11 protein-coding genes are annotated in these 15,317 nt (G+C 68.4%); 7 read left to right on the forward strand and 4 right to left on the reverse strand.

Translation table 11 applies throughout. The annotated features are described in order from the left end of the window. Window positions 1–79 precede the first annotated feature (79 nt). Window positions 80–3,337, reverse strand: coding sequence for an autotransporter outer membrane beta-barrel domain-containing protein (locus ACW173_RS09840; protein ID WP_492084973.1), 3,258 nt, complete (start codon window positions 3,335–3,337; stop codon window positions 80–82). Between the two features lie 163 nt (window positions 3,338–3,500). On the opposite strand from ACW173_RS09840, the gene ACW173_RS09845 reads away from it, so the two are divergent. After that, a complete protein-coding gene (locus ACW173_RS09845) occupies window positions 3,501–4,913 on the forward strand; it encodes a sensor histidine kinase (RefSeq protein WP_492084975.1) in 1,413 nt (470 codons plus the stop codon). A gap of 4 nt (window positions 4,914–4,917) precedes the next feature. On the opposite strand, the gene ACW173_RS09850 is transcribed toward ACW173_RS09845, so the two are convergent. Then, on the reverse strand, window positions 4,918–6,678 hold the full coding sequence (locus ACW173_RS09850; protein ID WP_492084976.1) for a methyl-accepting chemotaxis protein: 1,761 nt from the start codon (window positions 6,676–6,678) through the stop codon (window positions 4,918–4,920). Between the two features lie 415 nt (window positions 6,679–7,093). On the opposite strand from ACW173_RS09850, the gene pstC reads away from it, so the two are divergent. Genes pstC through phoB form a run of 5 tightly spaced genes read left to right on the forward strand, consistent with a single transcriptional unit; the run spans window position 7,094 to window position 12,136 of the window. Next, window positions 7,094–8,527 (forward strand): phosphate ABC transporter permease subunit PstC, encoded by a 1,434-nt coding sequence (gene pstC, locus ACW173_RS09855; RefSeq protein ID WP_492084978.1) that lies wholly within the window; start codon window positions 7,094–7,096, stop codon window positions 8,525–8,527. Further along, the gene (gene pstA, locus ACW173_RS09860; protein WP_492084980.1) at window positions 8,520–9,815 is read left to right on the forward strand and encodes a phosphate ABC transporter permease PstA; all 1,296 of its coding nucleotides are present in this window, start codon (window positions 8,520–8,522) and stop codon (window positions 9,813–9,815) included. Before pstC ends, pstA begins: the two co-directional genes overlap by 8 nt. A 58-nt stretch (window positions 9,816–9,873) precedes the next feature. Further along, a complete protein-coding gene (gene pstB, locus ACW173_RS09865; RefSeq protein WP_492084982.1) occupies window positions 9,874–10,716 on the forward strand; it encodes a phosphate ABC transporter ATP-binding protein PstB in 843 nt (280 codons plus the stop codon). Window positions 10,717–10,731: 15 nt separating this feature from the next. Then, window positions 10,732–11,424, forward strand: a complete 693-nt coding sequence (phoU, locus tag ACW173_RS09870; protein ID WP_492084984.1) for a phosphate signaling complex protein PhoU — start codon at window positions 10,732–10,734, stop codon at window positions 11,422–11,424. A 19-nt stretch (window positions 11,425–11,443) separates the two neighbouring features. Beyond that, window positions 11,444–12,136 (forward strand): phosphate regulon transcriptional regulator PhoB, encoded by a 693-nt coding sequence (phoB, locus tag ACW173_RS09875; RefSeq protein ID WP_492084986.1) that lies wholly within the window; start codon window positions 11,444–11,446, stop codon window positions 12,134–12,136. 254 nt (window positions 12,137–12,390) lie between these two features. Here phoB and ACW173_RS09880 read toward each other — a convergent pair whose 3' ends face one another. Next, on the reverse strand, window positions 12,391–13,218 hold the full coding sequence (locus ACW173_RS09880) for a LytTR family DNA-binding domain-containing protein (RefSeq protein WP_492084988.1): 828 nt from the start codon (window positions 13,216–13,218) through the stop codon (window positions 12,391–12,393). After that, the gene (locus ACW173_RS09885) at window positions 13,215–13,886 is read right to left on the reverse strand and encodes a DUF2306 domain-containing protein (RefSeq protein ID WP_492084990.1); all 672 of its coding nucleotides are present in this window, start codon (window positions 13,884–13,886) and stop codon (window positions 13,215–13,217) included. The genes ACW173_RS09880 and ACW173_RS09885 overlap by 4 nt, the downstream gene beginning before the upstream one ends. A 112-nt stretch (window positions 13,887–13,998) precedes the next feature. On the opposite strand from ACW173_RS09885, the gene purD reads away from it, so the two are divergent. Beyond that, window positions 13,999–15,279, forward strand: a complete 1,281-nt coding sequence (purD, locus tag ACW173_RS09890; RefSeq protein WP_492084991.1) for a phosphoribosylamine--glycine ligase — start codon at window positions 13,999–14,001, stop codon at window positions 15,277–15,279. The last annotated feature ends 38 nt before the right edge of the window (window positions 15,280–15,317 follow it).

The following is a 15,317-nucleotide window of genomic DNA, read 5'->3' on the forward strand; positions in this document are numbered from 1 at the left end:
AAGCCGCCCTGGTCTCCCGGGGCGGCTCTCCATGCTCGAATGCTCAAGTTTGGGCCCGAACGGGCCTTTCTGGCGTGCGTCAGAACATCGCACGTCCGGCGAGGCGCAGGTTGTAGCGCTTCTGCTTCTTGGTGGCTTCGACGCCGCCTTCCAGGGCCAGGTAGGACATCGGCGTGCCGGCGCGCAGGGCGAAGCCCGCGGTCAGGGCGCCGTCCTTGTCGTTCAGCGCCGCCAGGGTGAACGGGTTGCCGCCCTTGAAGCGCGCGATCGTGTCGCCGGTCGCGCCGGCCAGGGTCTGGCGATAGCCGACCCGCACTTCCGGACGCCACCAGACGTTCTTGCCGAAGTCGGCGCCGAACACCACGCCCAGCTCGCCGCTGAGGTTGTCGGAGGTGCGCTTGTTGACGGTCAGGTCGAAGCCGTCGCCGCCGCCCGTCTCGGTGCGCTTGCCTTCACGCAGCCACACATAGTCCAGGCGGCCTTCGGGACGGGCGAAGAAGCGGCCGAACTTCTGTTCGTAGGCGACGCCCGCATAGGCGTTGGCGGTCAGGCCCTTCCAGTCGGCGGTGTTCTGCAGGACGAGGTCGGCCAGGCCATCGGCGTTGTTGTCCGGCGCGATGAAGCGCCGGTCGCCTTGGAAGAAGCCGTAGCCCAGGCCGCCGCCGGTGTTGAAGCGCCAGCCGCCGACCGAACGACGCCAGTAGGCGCCGGTCTGGACGAACGAGGCCGTGGTCTGCTCGCCGACCTTGGCGACGGTGTCGTGTTCCTCGACGCTGACATAGGCCAGGGTCAGGCCCAGCGCGCCGCCGGCGTCGCCCATGGCCTCATAGCCGCCGACGAAGCCGAAGGCCTGCGTGTCCGAACCCAGGGTCTGGTCGGTGTCGCGACGGGTCAGCGAGTTGATTTCCTGGACCCAGATGCTGTCGGGACCATAACGATCGCCCGGATCGGGGCGGAACATGGTGGCCTGCGAGATCTGCTGGTTGACCGATTGCAGGGCGGCGAACAGGCCCTCGCCCTGGTCGGGCAGCATCTGGTCGTAGAGATCGCGGAAACCGTCGCGGGTGTTCTGGCCCAGGAACTGGGTGGCCACGTCGGTATTGGCGCCCAGGGCGGCGAACACGGCGTCGTAGGCCGAGGTCTCGGCGCGGTTGAAGCCGATCTCGGCGGCCGAACGGCGGCGCACGTCGATATAGACGTTGTTGGCGTCGGCGCGGCTGGTGGCCACGTACAGGTACGGCGACTCGGCCAGGAGGCCGTTGCCGATCGTGCCGACATTGATGTTGCTGCCCTGGATCACCGTGAAGGTGGTCGGCGCCTTGACCAGGTTGGCCAGGCGGATGCCCAGCTCGGCGCCGGTGGCGATGTTGGTGGCGCCCGAGACGACCAGCTTGGTGTTCTGGCCAGCGGCCGGATCGGCCGAGAACAGGAGCTTGGCCTTGCTGCCCAGGTTCAGACTGGAGACATTGATCGTGTCGGTGTTGACGATGCCCAGGCTGCCATTGGCCACGGCGATGTCGAGCCTGCCGTCGCTGTCGCTCAGCTTGCCCAGCGCCACGGCGCCGCCGTCGATCGACAGGCGGTCCTGGCCCGCGCCGAACGACATGTTGCCCAGCAGGGTGCCGCTCCACAGGTTCAGGGTGTCGTCACCGCCGCCGAACAGGACGTCGCCGATGGTGCTGGGGGCGATCGTCACGGTGGTGGTGTCGGCGCTGGCCACGGTGTCCGTGCTCGGCCAGGTGCTGGTCGAGCTGTAGTCCGCCGGACCCGACTGGGTGAAGGTCACGCCCGAATTGTTGGCCCGCAGGTCCAGGGCGATCGCCTGGCCGGCGGCGGTGACGGTCGCGGCCGTGCCGTCGGCCTTGAAGGTCGGCGCGGTGACGACCGCGCGGATCGAGCCGGTGTTGGTGATCGTCTTGAGCGTACCGGCCTGGTCGAGGATCGCCACGGCGTCGCCGGTCTCGCCCGTGCGGCCGACGGTGATGGCGCCGGTGTTGCGGACGCTGGTGGTGGTCGAGCCGGCGCCCAGCACGATGCCGCGGGCCGCCGCGGTGACGCCCGAGCCGGCGTAGGACGCCGAGCTCGAAGCGATGGCGCCGCGGTTGAGGATCTCGTTGACGACCGCGCCGGTGTTCAGGGCGATGCCCGTGGAGTCGGCCTCGAAGCTGCTGGCCTGGATCTGGCCGTCGTTGCGCAGGCCGCCCGTCAGGGTCGTCGTGCGACCACCGCCGGCGCCGACCGAGATGGCCGTGGCCGCCACGCCGTTATAGACGCCCGAGGCGCCGATCGAGCCCTTGGCCACCAGACCGTAGGCGTTGTCGGCGCCGCCGACCGCGCCCAGGGTCACGTTCTGGCTGGCCGAGCCGATCTGCAGGGCCGGGGCCCCGCCGTAGACGCTGATGCTGGACGTGCCAGAGGTGCTGGACGTGGTCGTGCTGGTGACGGTGTTGCCGTCGGCGCCGACCTTGGTCGAGTAGTTGGCGCCTTGCAGCAGCACGCCGCCGGTCACGTCGCCGGCCACGCGGACGGCCGGGCCGCCTTGCAGCAGGTCGTCGGCGTCCAGCTTGTTCAGCGCGTCGACCGTGGTCGGGCGCGTGGTGTAGCGATAGCCGGTAGCGGTCGCCGTGCCTTGCAGCACCAGGGCGCCATTGACGGTCGAATCGATGGCCTGGGCGACCGCGCCCTGGCCCTGGGCGTTGATCGAGCCGCCCATGGTCACCTTGCCGGTGACCGGCGCGGCGATCCGCACGCCATAGGCGTTGTCGCCGACGACGCTGATGGTGCCCAGATTGGTGACGTTACCGACGACCGGGCCTTCGAGCAGCATGCCGGCCGAATTGGCGCCCTCGATCGTGATCGTGCCGCCGACACTGTTCTCGATATTGCCGGTGAAGGTCCCGGCATTGGTCAGGCGGACGCCAAAGCGGTTGGCGCCCTGCGCGAACACGCCGTCCAGGTCACCATCCGAGTCGCTGTCGGTCGGGGTGTAGTCCTCCAGCAGCGAGATCGTGCCGGTGTTGGCCAGGCCGCCGGTCTTGCCGCCGATGATCAGCACGCCGACGCCGTCGTTCACCCCGGTCGTCGAAATGGTCCCCTGGTTGGTGACCGTGTTGTTGCTGTCGATCGTGACGATGGCCCCCGATGTCGTCGGCTTGATCGAGCCATCGGTGGTGATCTTGATGTCGTCCGCCGCCGAACCCGTCGCCGTGCTCGTGGCGATGGGCGTCGTACGCGCGGTGGAGACCGAGGTTTCCGCCATCGCGGCGAAACCCATGGCCAAGAGAGGAGCGGCCGCGACCGTCGCGACCAGGACCTTGCGCTGCATTACGAATGACACCCCAACGGAAACCGGCGCACCTAATTCGGGTCACGTTGCGGCGAAAATGCGGTGCATATCGCTCGTGACACGTACTGAAACGTCATCCGTCTATCGCATGGCTTGGCGGGGCGCCATATCTGGATCGACGAATCGCCTCTCGCTTGAATCGGTGAGCCTCCACATGCCGCTGGCGAACACGCCCCCGGATGGTCCTGAAAGCCGCCGCGCGAACGCATTCTGGCCTTCCATGATTGGGCCTGGCGTGATCCTGGGCCTGGCCGTGGTCGGCGTGGCGCAACCCGTTCCGGCGGTGGTCGCGGCCCTGGCGACGGGCGGCGCGGCCTGGTGGTTGTCGCGCCGCGCGGCCGCCACGGTCCCGATTCCAGCGCCCGGCGGCCTTGTTCCCGTGGCCGCCGTCGCGGAAGTCCCGCCTTTCGGGGCGATTCTCGACAGGCTGCCCGATCCCCTGATGGTCATCGCCGCGGAGGAGGCCGACGACCTGACCGGCCGCCGCTTCCTATTCGCCAACGCCGCGGCCCGCGACCTCTTCAAGATCCAGCATCAGGGCGCGCTCCTGGTCACCGCCGTGCGCAATCCACGCGTGCTGGAGGCGGTGGATGAGGCCTTGTTCGGCAATGTCGAGGGTGTGGTCGAGTTCGAGACCGGCGGAACCCAAGGCCGCGCCTGGCTAGCCCATGCCCGGCCGCTGAAGGAAAGCGCCGGCCGCTCGCGCCTGGCCCTGCTGGCCCTGCGCGACGAGACCGACGCCCGCCGCAGCGAGCGCACCCGCGCCGACTTTCTCGCCAATGCGAGTCATGAGCTGCGCACGCCGCTGGCCTCGCTGTCGGGCTTCATCGAGACCCTGCGTGGTCATGCCAAGGACGATCCGGGCGCCCGCGACAAGTTCCTGGCCATCATGCTGGCCCAGGCCGAGCGGATGTCGCGCCTGATCGACGACCTGATGAGTCTGTCGCGCATCGAGCTGAACGAGCACATCGCTCCGGCCGGCCGGGTCGACCTGGCCATGGCCGCCGTCGACGTGATCGACGCCTTGGCCCCGCAGGCGCGCGACAAGGGCGTGACCTTCGATCCGGTGCTGCCGCCGCGCGGCGGGGCCGTGGTCGATGGCGATCGTGACCAGATCATCCAGGTGATCCAGAACCTGATCGACAACGCCATCAAGTACACGCCCAAGGGCGAGACGGTGCGAGTCGAGATCTTTCCGGGCCTGGGCGCCGAGGCCGCCGCCCTCGGCCGCGACCCGGCCGCCGCGCGCATGTCGCTGTTGACGCCCGACCACGATCCGGAAGAGCGCTACGCCGTGATGCGAGTCACCGACAAGGGGCCGGGCCTGGCGCGCGAGCATCTGCCGCGCCTGACCGAGCGCTTCTACAGGGTCGAGGGCCAGAAAAGCGGCGACCGCTCGGGCACGGGCCTGGGCCTGGCCATCGTCAAGCACATCATGAACCGCCACCGCGGCGGGCTGACGGTCGAGAGCATCCACGGCGAAGGCGCGACCTTCGGCGTCTATCTGCCCATGGCCAAGGCCGGAGCGACCCCCGTAACGACACCGGCGGCGACGGCGGAGGCCTGAAACCTTAGAATTCGGTCCACGTGTCCGATTTGACCGCAACGGCGGCCGAACCGGGCCGTCGCGGCGCGACGCGCGCCTGACGGGGCGCGGAGCGGCGCTCGACCGGCGCCGCCTGCCGTACCGTCGCGGTGGTCGCGAACCGGCTGACCAGCGCCGTGAGTTCGGCGGATTCCTGCTTCAGGCTGGCGGACGCGGCATTGGCCTCCTCGACCATGGCCGCGTTGCTTTGCGTGACCTGGTCCATCCGGTTGACGGCCGTGTTCACCTCCGAAAGTCCGACGGACTGCTCGCGCGAGGACTCGGCGATCTCGGAGATCAGCCCGTCGATCTGGCTGACCTTCTCCACGATGGTCGACAGGGCCTCGCCGGTGTCGCCGACCAGGCGGACGCCGCGCGCGACCTGGGCGGTGCTGTTGGCGATCAGGGCCTTGATCTCCTTGGCCGCCTCGGCCGAGCGCTGGGCCAGGGCCCGCACTTCGGACGCCACGACCGCGAAGCCGCGGCCCGCTTCGCCCGCCCGCGCGGCTTCAACGCCGGCGTTCAGGGCCAGCAAGTTGGTCTGGAAGGCGATCTCGTCGATGACGCCGATGATGCTGGTGATCTTGGTCGAGCTGGCCTCGATCTCGCCCATGGCCGCAACGGCGTCGCCCACGATCTCGCCCGAGCGGGCGGCGTCGGCGCGAGCGGCGGTCGCCGCCTGCGACGCCTGTTTGGCGCCGTCGGCGCTGCGGCTGACCGTGGCGGTGATCTCGTCCAGGGCCGAGGCGGTCTTTTCCAGGTTGGCGGCTTGTTGCTCGGTGCGCTGGGCCAGGTCTTCCGAGGCGGTGGAGATCTCCTGGGCGCCGGCCCCGACGCTCTGGGTCGCGTGGGCGACCACACCCATGGCCTCGTCCAACACCGCCATGGCGGTGTTGAAGTCTTCGCGGACCTTGCTGAACCGCGGATCGATCGGCCGCTCGATTCGGTAGGTCAGGTCGTTGTGGGCCAGGTGCTCCAGGCCGGTGGCGATCTCGTTCACCGCATGCACCCGCCCGGTGATGACGGTGGCGAACTTCACGATCTTGGTGATGTTGCGCTTGTGATCGAAGATCGGATTGTACGAGGCCTGGATCCAGACCTCCTTGCCGCCCTTGCCCACGCGCTTGAACTCCGCGGCCACGAACTCGCCGGCGTTCAGCTTGCGCCAGAATGCGGCGTAGTCAGGCGAGCCGGCGTAGCCCGGCTCGACGAACATCCGGTGGTGCTTGCCCTGGATCTCGGACAGAGCATAGCCCAGCGCGCCCAGGAAGTTGTCGTTGGCGGTGATGATCTGGCCGTCGGGCGTGAACTCGATCACCGCCTGGGCGCGGCCGATGGCTTCCATCTTGCCGCGTTCCTCGGCGCTCTTGCGCTTCTCCTCGGTGATCACCGTGGCGATCTTGACGATACGGGCGACGCGGCCGCGGCCGTCGCGGATCGGATTGTACGAGGCCTGGATCCAGATCTCGACGCCGCCCTTGCCCAGGCGCAGATAATCTCGGGCGTCGAACTCGCCCCGGCCCAGCTTCCGCCAGAAAGCCGCATACTCCTCGCTGGCGGCGTGGGCCGGCTCGACGAACATGCGGTGATGCTGGCCGACGATCTCGTCCAGCCGATAGCCCAAGGCCGCGCAGAAGTTGGCGTTGGCCGACAGGATCTTGCCGCTCGGGTCGAACTCGATCGTCGCCAGTGACCGATCCAGGGCGGCCAGGGTGTCGACCGCGCGGACGTGCGAACGTTTGAACATGATGCCGACATCACTCCTATACGCGCCCCCGAAGGCGCCCCCAAAGGCGCCACTGACACGCGGGCGACTATGGCGACTGGCCACGTCAATAAGTCCTGAACTCGCCCTGGAACGCGCCGCCATTTTGAACCCATTTTGGGCGATAAAATCGCTCACGATATTATTTTATGGAATAGAGCGTTGAAATAACGTCGCAATTTCGACCCTCGGATTGGGTAGTCGGCGCGGATCACCGCCGCGGCATATCGTCCGGCGCCGACAACGCGGCGAGCGTCGCGGGGGCGTCGGGCGCTGTCGTCAAACTGTCATCAATTCGTCGCATAAGCACAGCGCCGACCCGGCATAGATCGGGGCGGGGGAAGGCGCGCGATCCTGCGGGGCCTTCGACACACTTCGCGCAAGATTAGCCTCACGCATGCTGACCTGGCTCTCGCTTATCGTCCTGGCGCTGTTCTCCGGCGTGGCTTTCGCCGCCGGCCGTCGCCGCGCCGTGGCCTCCGCCGGAGGGCGTTCCCGCGTTCTCCACTCGCTGCCGGATTACTACGGAACCTACGCGGCTCTTTGGGCTGGCGTGCCCGCCGCCCTGCTGCTGCTCCTGGGCGCCTCCTTCGGCGGTCGCGTCGAGGACGCGATCCTGCAGTCCGGCCGCCCCGCCGCCGTCCAGGCGCTGGAACCGGACCGCCAGGCTGTCTTCTATAGCGACGCCCACGCGATCGCCTCGAAGCAGGCCCCGTCCGAGGTGACCTACGAAGGCGACATAAAGGTCGCCCTCGACGCCAAGGTGGCGGAGGCTCGCCGCATCGAGACGGTGATGAACATTGGCATGCTGGCCGGCGCCGGTGTGCTGGCGCTGGCCGGGTTCCTGCTGGCCTTTCCGCGTATCTCCACTGAATTCCGCGCCCGCAACCGGGTCGAGGGCTGGGTCGGCGTCCTGCTGATCGGCTGCTCGGTCGCGGCCGTGCTGACAACACTGGGCATCGTGCTCTCGCTGGTCTGGGAAAGCTGGCGCTTCTTCCAGAGCGTCAATCCGATCGCGTTCCTGTTCGGCACCGAATGGAGCCCGCAGATCGCCATGCGCGCCGACCAGGTCGCCTCGGCCGGCGCCTTCGGAGCCGTGCCGCTGTTCGCCGGCACCTTCCTGATCATGTTGATCGCCATGCTGGTCGCCGCGCCTGTCGGCCTCTATTCGGCGATCTACCTGTCGGAATACGCCAATCGGACCGTCCGCGGCGTGGTGAAGCCCCTGCTGGAGATCCTGGCCGGCGTGCCGACCGTGGTCTACGGCTTCTTCGCCGCCCTGACCGTGGGCCCCCTGTTCCGCGCCGGCTTCAACGCCATCGGCGCGGCCCTGCCGGCCAGCCCGCTGGCCACCTATCTGATGGAGGTCCAGAACCAGATGGCCCTGGTGGCCGGGGTGGTGATGGGCATCATGCTGATCCCGTTCGTCTCCTCGCTGTCGGACGACATCATCAACGCCGTGCCGCAATCGCTCCGCGACGGCAGCTACGCCATGGGCGCCACCAAGTCGGAGACGGTCAAGAAGGTCGTTCTGCCGGCGGCCTTGCCGGGCATCATGGCCGCCATGCTGCTAGCCGTGTCCCGCGCCGTCGGCGAGACCATGATCGTGACCATGGCCGCCGGCCTGCAGGCCAAGCTGACCGCCAACCCGCTCGATACCGTGACCACCGTCACCGTCCAGATCGTCACCTTGCTCACCGGCGACCAGGAGTTCGACAGCCCCAAGACGCTGTCGGCCTTCGGCCTGGGCCTCACCCTGTTCGTGGTGACCCTGACGCTGAACATCGTCGCCCTGCGCATCGTCCAGAAGTACCGGGAACAATATGACTGACGCCACTCTCGGCGCGGCCGCCCCGCGCCAAGCCCTGACGGCCGCCGCCGCCCGCCTGAAAAAGCGCCATGCCGCCGAACGCCGGTTCAAGGCCCAGGGCGTCGCGGCGATCGTCGTCGCGCTGGTGTTCCTCGTCGTGCTGGTCGGCCGGATCGTGAGCCAAGGCTACACGACGTTCGAAAGCCACACGCTCAGCGTGCCGGTTTATCTGAACCCGGATCGCATCGACACGTCCGACCTGTCCGGGGTCAACTATGACTACATCGTCGCCGAGGCGGTGATGAAGAAGTTGAACCTGCAGGACGATGACCTGGGCTCCACCTCGACCAAGGTTCAGGACCTGGTGTCGCGCGACTTCGGGTTTCAGATCCTGAACAAGCTGAAGGCCGACCAGTCGCTGATCGGCAAGACGATCGAGATCCACGGCCCGCTGAAGGCCGACGCCGACCTCTACTTCAAGGGCGAAATCAAGCGCGCGATCGCCGAGGGCGACCGCAAGCTGGACAACCAGCAGTTGGACTGGCTGGACAAGCTTGAAAAGACCGGCGCGATCAAGTCGGGCTTCAACTTCGCCTTCTTCACCAATTCCGACTCGACCGAGCCCGAACAGGCCGGCGTGCTGGGCGCGGTGGTCGGCTCGGCCATGATGCTGATCATCACCGCCCTGATCGCGGTGCCCGTCGGCGTGCTGGCCGCGACCTATCTGGAAGAATTCGCCCCGAAGAACCGCTGGACGGATATCATCGAGGTCAACATCAACAACCTGGCGGCGGTGCCGTCGATCGTCTACGGCCTGCTGGGCCTGGCGCTCTTCATCAACTGGCTGAACGTGCCGCGCAGCTCGCCGCTGATCGGCGGCCTGGTGCTGGCGCTGATGGCCCTGCCGACCGTCATCATCGCCACCCGTTCGGCTCTGAAGGCCGTGCCGCCGTCGATCCGGGAAGCCGCCCTGGGCGTCGGCGCCTCGAAGACCCAGACAGTCTTCCACCACGTTCTGCCGCTGGCCATGCCCGGCGTGATGACCGGCGCCATCCTGTCGCTGGCCCACGCCCTGGGCGAGACGGCCCCCCTGCTGATGATCGGCATGGTCTCGTTCGTGCCCGGCGTGCCGGAGGGCTTCACCGGCGCGGCCACCGTCCTGCCGGTCCAGGTGTTCATCTGGGAGAACGCTTCCGAGCGGGCCTTTCACGAGCGCACCGCCGCCGCCATTATCGTCCTGCTCGTCTTCATGATCGTCATGAATGCCGCGGCCGTGATCCTGCGCCGCCGCTTCGAACGCCGCTGGTAGGTTTCACATGACCCGGATCCTGAACCCCAACGCTTCGCCCCTTCTCCGTGGACACGCCATGACCGTCCAAAGCCCCGACGACACCGCCCGCACGCCGGTGGTCCAAACCACCGTCCCCCACGCCCACGCCTCCGCGGCGGTCGGCGAGGCCAAGATCAAGGCGCGCGACGTCAAGGTCTTCTACGGCGACAAGCAGGCGCTGTTCGATGTCAACATCGACATCCCGGCCAAGTCGGTCACCGCCTTCATCGGCCCGTCGGGCTGCGGCAAGTCGACCTTCCTGCGCTGCATCAACCGCATGAACGACACGATCCCCTCGGCCCGCGTCGAAGGCTCGATCGAGATCGACGGCAACGACGTCAATCTCAAGAGCGTCGACCCGGTGGTCCTGCGCTCGCGGGTCGGCATGGTGTTCCAGAAGCCGAACCCCTTCCCGAAGACCATCTTCGAGAACGTCGCCTACGGCCCGCGCATCCACGGCCTGGCCTCGTCGAAGGCCGACCTGGAAGCCGTCGTCGAGAGCAGCCTGAAGAAGGCCGGCCTCTGGAACGAAGTCGCCGACCGCCTGCATCAGCCGGGCACCGGCCTGTCGGGCGGCCAGCAGCAGCGCCTGGTGATCGCCCGCGCGATCGCCGTGTCGCCGGAAGTGATCCTGATGGACGAGCCCTGCTCGGCCCTGGACCCGATCGCCACCGCCAAGATCGAGGAGCTGATCGACGAGCTGCGGACCCAGTTCTGCATCGTCATCGTCACCCACTCGATGGCCCAGGCCGCTCGCGTCTCGCAACGCACGGCCTTCTTCCACCTGGGCAAGCTGGTCGAGAGCGGCCCGACCGAGGAGATGTTCACCAATCCTCGCGACAGCCGCACTCAAGACTACATCACCGGCCGCTTCGGCTAAGCGGAGGATCACGAGATGACCGAACATACCGTCAAGTCGTACGGCGAGGAGCTGGCTCACCTGACCGCCGAAGTCACCCGCATGGGCGGCATCGCCGAGAGCCAAGTGGCCGATTGCATCGCCGCCATCGCCCGCCGCGACGCGCCGCTGGCCCAGGCCGTGGTGGCCGGCGACGAGCGCCTGGACGCCCTGCAGGGCGAGATCGAACGCAAGGCCTTCCGCCTGATCGCCTTGCGCCAGCCGATGGCCGTGGACCTGCGCCACGCCGTGGCCGCCCTGAAGATCTCGATGAGCCTGGAACGCTGCGGCGACATGGCCAAGAACATCGGCAAGCGCGCGCTGATCCTCACGGAAGCCGATCCGATGACCGCCTTGACCCGCTCGATCGAGCGGATGGGCAAGCTGGTGCAGAGCCGCCTGAAGGACGTTCTGGACGCCTACACGACCAAGGACCTGCAGCGCGCCATCGGCGTGTGGAGCCGCGACGAGGAAGTCGACGAGCACTACAATTCGATCTTCCGCGAGCTGCTGACCTACATGATGGGCGATCCACGCACGATCAACGCCTGCGCCCATCTGTTGTTCGTGGCCAAGAACCTTGAGCGGATCGGCGACCACGCCACCAACATCGCCGAGATCATCCACTTCGAGCTGACCGGCGACGAGCTGGTGTCCCAGCGCCCCAAGCTCGACGTCGTAGCGCAGTAATCGATAGAGGCGAACCGAAGTGACTCCCTACGTTCTGGTGGTGGAAGACGAAGACGCCCTCGCCACCCTGTTGCACTACAACCTCGACAAAGAGGGCTACCGCGTCGGCGTCGCCGGCGACGGTGAAGAGGCCCTGATCATGGCCAACGAGCGGGCCCCGGACCTGGTCATCCTCGACTGGATGCTGCCGAAGGTCTCGGGCATCGAGGTCTGCCGCCGCCTGCGCGGCCGGGCCGAGACTCGCAACGTGCCGATCATCATGTTGACGGCGCGAGGCGAGGAGACGGATCGTATCCGCGGCCTCGACACCGGCGCCGACGACTATGTCGTGAAGCCCTTCTCGATGGTCGAGCTGACCGCCCGCGTCCGCGCGGTGCTGCGCCGGATCCGCCCGGGCCTCGCCGATGACCGCATCACGGTCGGCGACATCATCATCGACCGGGTGGCCCATCGCGTTAAGCGAGGGGGCAAGGAGATCCACCTGGGCCCGACCGAGTTCCGCCTGCTGGACTATCTGATGCAGCACCCGGGCCGGGTGTTCAGCCGCGAACAGCTGCTGGACGCCGTCTGGGGCTCGGACGTCTATGTCGAGGCTCGCACCGTCGACGTCCACATCGGCCGCCTGCGCAAGGCCCTGAACGGTTCGTCGGATGGCGACCCCATCCGCACGGTGCGTTCGGCGGGGTACTCGCTGGATCTGGACGCGGCTTAAGCCGCCGGGTCCGTCCTCGCCCTGAGCCTGTCGAAGGGCGGGGACTTCGGCTCCGCGCGTTTTACGGTCTCGCGGATCGCTCCCGTTCCTCGTCCGCATGCGCGGCGAGGTCGGCGGCCATGCGTGGCGTCGGCTTTCCTACGGCGCTGTGGCCTTAAGGCCTTGAATGGATGCGTGAACTCAAAAGAGCATAGTGCTTCGTCCAGCGACGCCGGCAAGCACTTCGAAGGCGAGCGAGACGATAGGACGCGCCGTCAGCGGCCCAGGCGGCGCAGCACGTCCTCGCGATAGGTGCGGCTGGTCACCACCTCGGCCCCGCTGGCCAGGATCAGCCGCCACGAGCCGTCCGACAGCGGTTGGGCTTCGCGGACATGGGCCAGGTTGACCAGGGTCGAGCGGTGGACGCGGGCGAAGAGGCGAGGATCCAGCTGGGTTTCCAGGCTCTGCAGGGTGACGCGCAGCAGGCCTTCGCGGCCAGTTCCCTCAAGATTGGACCAGTGGACGACCACGTAGTTGTCGGCCGCGCCGAACCACTCGACCGCCGAGGCCTCGACCGGAACGCGGCGCGAGCCCGCCATGACCATCAGCCGCCGGGGCGGCGCGGCGACAGCGCGGGCTTCGGCGAGCGCGGTTTCCAACAGGGCGTTGCGGGCGCGGGCCTCGGCGGCGCGGCGATGGTGGGCGGCGGCCAGGCCGACGGCGACGATGGCGGTGTAGAGCAGGATGCAGACCGGAATTCGGCCCACGACCCGCCCGGCCAGATCGGTCCCGCCGATGAAGGTCTGGTCGATCAGGCTGGACGCCAAAGCCTCCAGCGGCACGGCGAGGACCCCGGCCAGGCTGCTCGCCAGTAGGCCGCGCGGCCCCGCTCCGAACCGTCGCAGGATCAGCCACACCAGGCCCGCGGCCGGCAGCCAGGCGGCATAGACCGCGCCTTGCCAGGCCAGCGAAGTCGACACATCCAGCACGACCCCGCGCTCGGCCGCGAACCGCCGCGCGAACCAGGCCGCGCTGACCGTGGTCGCCAGCCAGCTATAGGCGGCGAACGCCCAGACCCAGGCGGCGGTCGGCGCGCGCCTCAAGCGGGCGACAAGCGCCGCCGCCGCGTGGCCAGCACGACGATCCAGATCACCGCCATCGGTTGGAACAGCAGGGTCGGCCAGAGCTGGCTCCATGGCGTGGGCAGGAAGGTCAGGAAGTTGCCCGAGAAGGCGCTCATCACCGCCCCGTAGGCGCTCAGCATCTTCACAAGATGCTCGTACGTCCAGAGGTCCGGCGAGAACGGCCAGTCGGTGGGCCGCGCGAACCGCCACAGGTCCCAGCCGCCCAGGGTGAAGGCGCCATAGACCAGGGCCATGGACACCGCGCCGTTGCGGCCGGTCTGGCCGGTCGCGACCAGGAACAGCACCCACGCGCCGACCGCGATGGCGGCCAGGGTGACGCCCCAGTCCAGCGCCGTCGCCCGCTGGCGGGGATCCAGGTCCGGCCGCTTGCGACGCAGGACCCGCGTCCCGGAAAAGACCGTCAAGGTCGCCGTCGCCGACAGGGCCGCGAAATAGGCGCTGAAGCGCAAGGCCGTCATGATCCAGGCGGCGGCCAGCAGCACGCTCATCAGCGCTACGAAGGTCCGCCCCGACCAGCGATGGGCGCGCGAGCCCTTGCGGGTGAGGATTGGCGGCAAGCCGGCGGCGACCAGGGCGAAGCCACAGGCGACGTGCAGGGCCAGGACGGGGGAGAACAGCTTTTCCATGGCTCGAGCCTTGGCCAGCTCTCGTCGACGTCGCCATCGCCAAGGGGCGAATGACGGCCAGCGGGGGCGAACCGCTTGACCCGGGGGCGCGCGCGCGCCACACCCCGCGCTCATGGAAAAGCTGACCATCCTCCTCGTCGGGTCCGGCGGGCGCGAGCACGCCCTGGCCTGGAAGATCGCCCAGTCGCCCCTGTGCGGCCGCCTCGTCGCCGCCCCCGGCAATCCTGGCATCGAAGCCGTCGCCGAGCTGCGCGCGGTCAAGGTGACCGACGCCGACGCGCTGGTGGCCCTGGCTCAGGAAATCGGCGCGGACCTGGTGGTGGTCGGTCCGGAATCGGCGCTGGAAGTCGGCTTGGCCGACAAGCTCGCCGAGGCCGGCATCCCCTGCTTCGGCGGCAGTCAACGCGCGGCCCAGCTGGAGACCTCCAAGGCCTTCACCAAGGACTTCTGTCAGCGCCACGGCCTGCCGACCGCGGCCTATGGCGTGTTCACCGATGCGGCCTCGGCCGGCGCCTTCCTCGACACCCTGGAAGCCCCGTTCGTGATCAAGGCCGACGGCCTGGCGGCCGGCAAGGGCGTGGTCATCGCCGCGACGCGCGGGGAGGCCGACGCCGCCGTCGTCGACATGCTGGGCGGGCGCTTCGGCTCGGCCGGCGCGCGGGTGGTGATCGAGGAATTCATGCACGGCGAGGAGGCCTCGCTGTTCGCCCTGTCCGACGGCAAGACCGCCGTGCTGTTCGGCGCGGCCCAGGACCACAAGCGCGCCTATGACGGCGACGAAGGCCCCAACACCGGCGGCATGGGCACCTACTCCCCGCCGCCCGTCCTGACCGACGCCCTGATCGACCAGGCGTGGCGCGAACTTATCGTCCCGACCGTCGAGGGCATGGCGGCCGAGGGCAATCCGTATGTCGGCGTGCTTTATGCCGGCCTGATGCTGACCCCGACGGGTCCCAAGCTCGTGGAATACAACGCCCGCTTCGGCGATCCCGAGTGCCAGACCCTGATGCTGCGCCTGGAAAGCGACATCGTCCCGATCCTGTTGGCCGCCGCGCGAGGTCAGCTGGCCTCGGCTGAACCGCCCAAGTGGCGCGAGGAGGCGGCGATCTGCGTGGTCCTGGCCGCCGAGGGTTATCCCGACGCCCCCAAGACCGGTGGCCTGATCCAGGACGCCGAGGTCGACTTCGGCGACGAAGCGGTGGTCTTCCACGCCGGCACGACCCGCGACGCCGAGGGAAACCTGCGCGCCTCCGGCGGCCGGGTGCTGAACGTCTGCGCCCTGGGCGCGACCCTGCACGAGGCTCGCGACGTGGCCTACGCCGCACTGGGGACGATCTCGCTGGAAGGCGGCTTCTATCGCGGCGACATCGGCTGGCGGGCGCTGAAAACCTAAGAGCTTGCCACCCGCGTCCCACCCTCTAAACTCCCTTT

Source organism: Caulobacter sp. ALps2 (assembly GCF_058681635.1).

Bases quoted from the DNA above. Each gene is read 5' to 3' on its own strand.
- ACW173_RS09845 (WP_492084975.1), top strand. From the start codon at position 3,501: ATGCCGCTGGCGAACACGCCCCCGGATGGTCCTGAAAGCCGCCGCGCG.
- ACW173_RS09850 (WP_492084976.1), bottom strand. From the start codon at position 6,678: ATGTTCAAACGTTCGCACGTCCGCGCGGTCGACACCCTGGCCGCCCTG.
- pstC (WP_492084978.1), top strand. From the start codon at position 7,094: ATGCTGACCTGGCTCTCGCTTATCGTCCTGGCGCTGTTCTCCGGCGTG.
- pstA (WP_492084980.1), top strand. From the start codon at position 8,520: ATGACTGACGCCACTCTCGGCGCGGCCGCCCCGCGCCAAGCCCTGACG.
- pstB (WP_492084982.1), top strand. From the start codon at position 9,874: ATGACCGTCCAAAGCCCCGACGACACCGCCCGCACGCCGGTGGTCCAA.
- phoU (WP_492084984.1), top strand. From the start codon at position 10,732: ATGACCGAACATACCGTCAAGTCGTACGGCGAGGAGCTGGCTCACCTG.
- ACW173_RS09885 (WP_492084990.1), bottom strand. From the start codon at position 13,886: ATGGAAAAGCTGTTCTCCCCCGTCCTGGCCCTGCACGTCGCCTGTGGC.
- purD (WP_492084991.1), top strand. From the start codon at position 13,999: ATGGAAAAGCTGACCATCCTCCTCGTCGGGTCCGGCGGGCGCGAGCAC.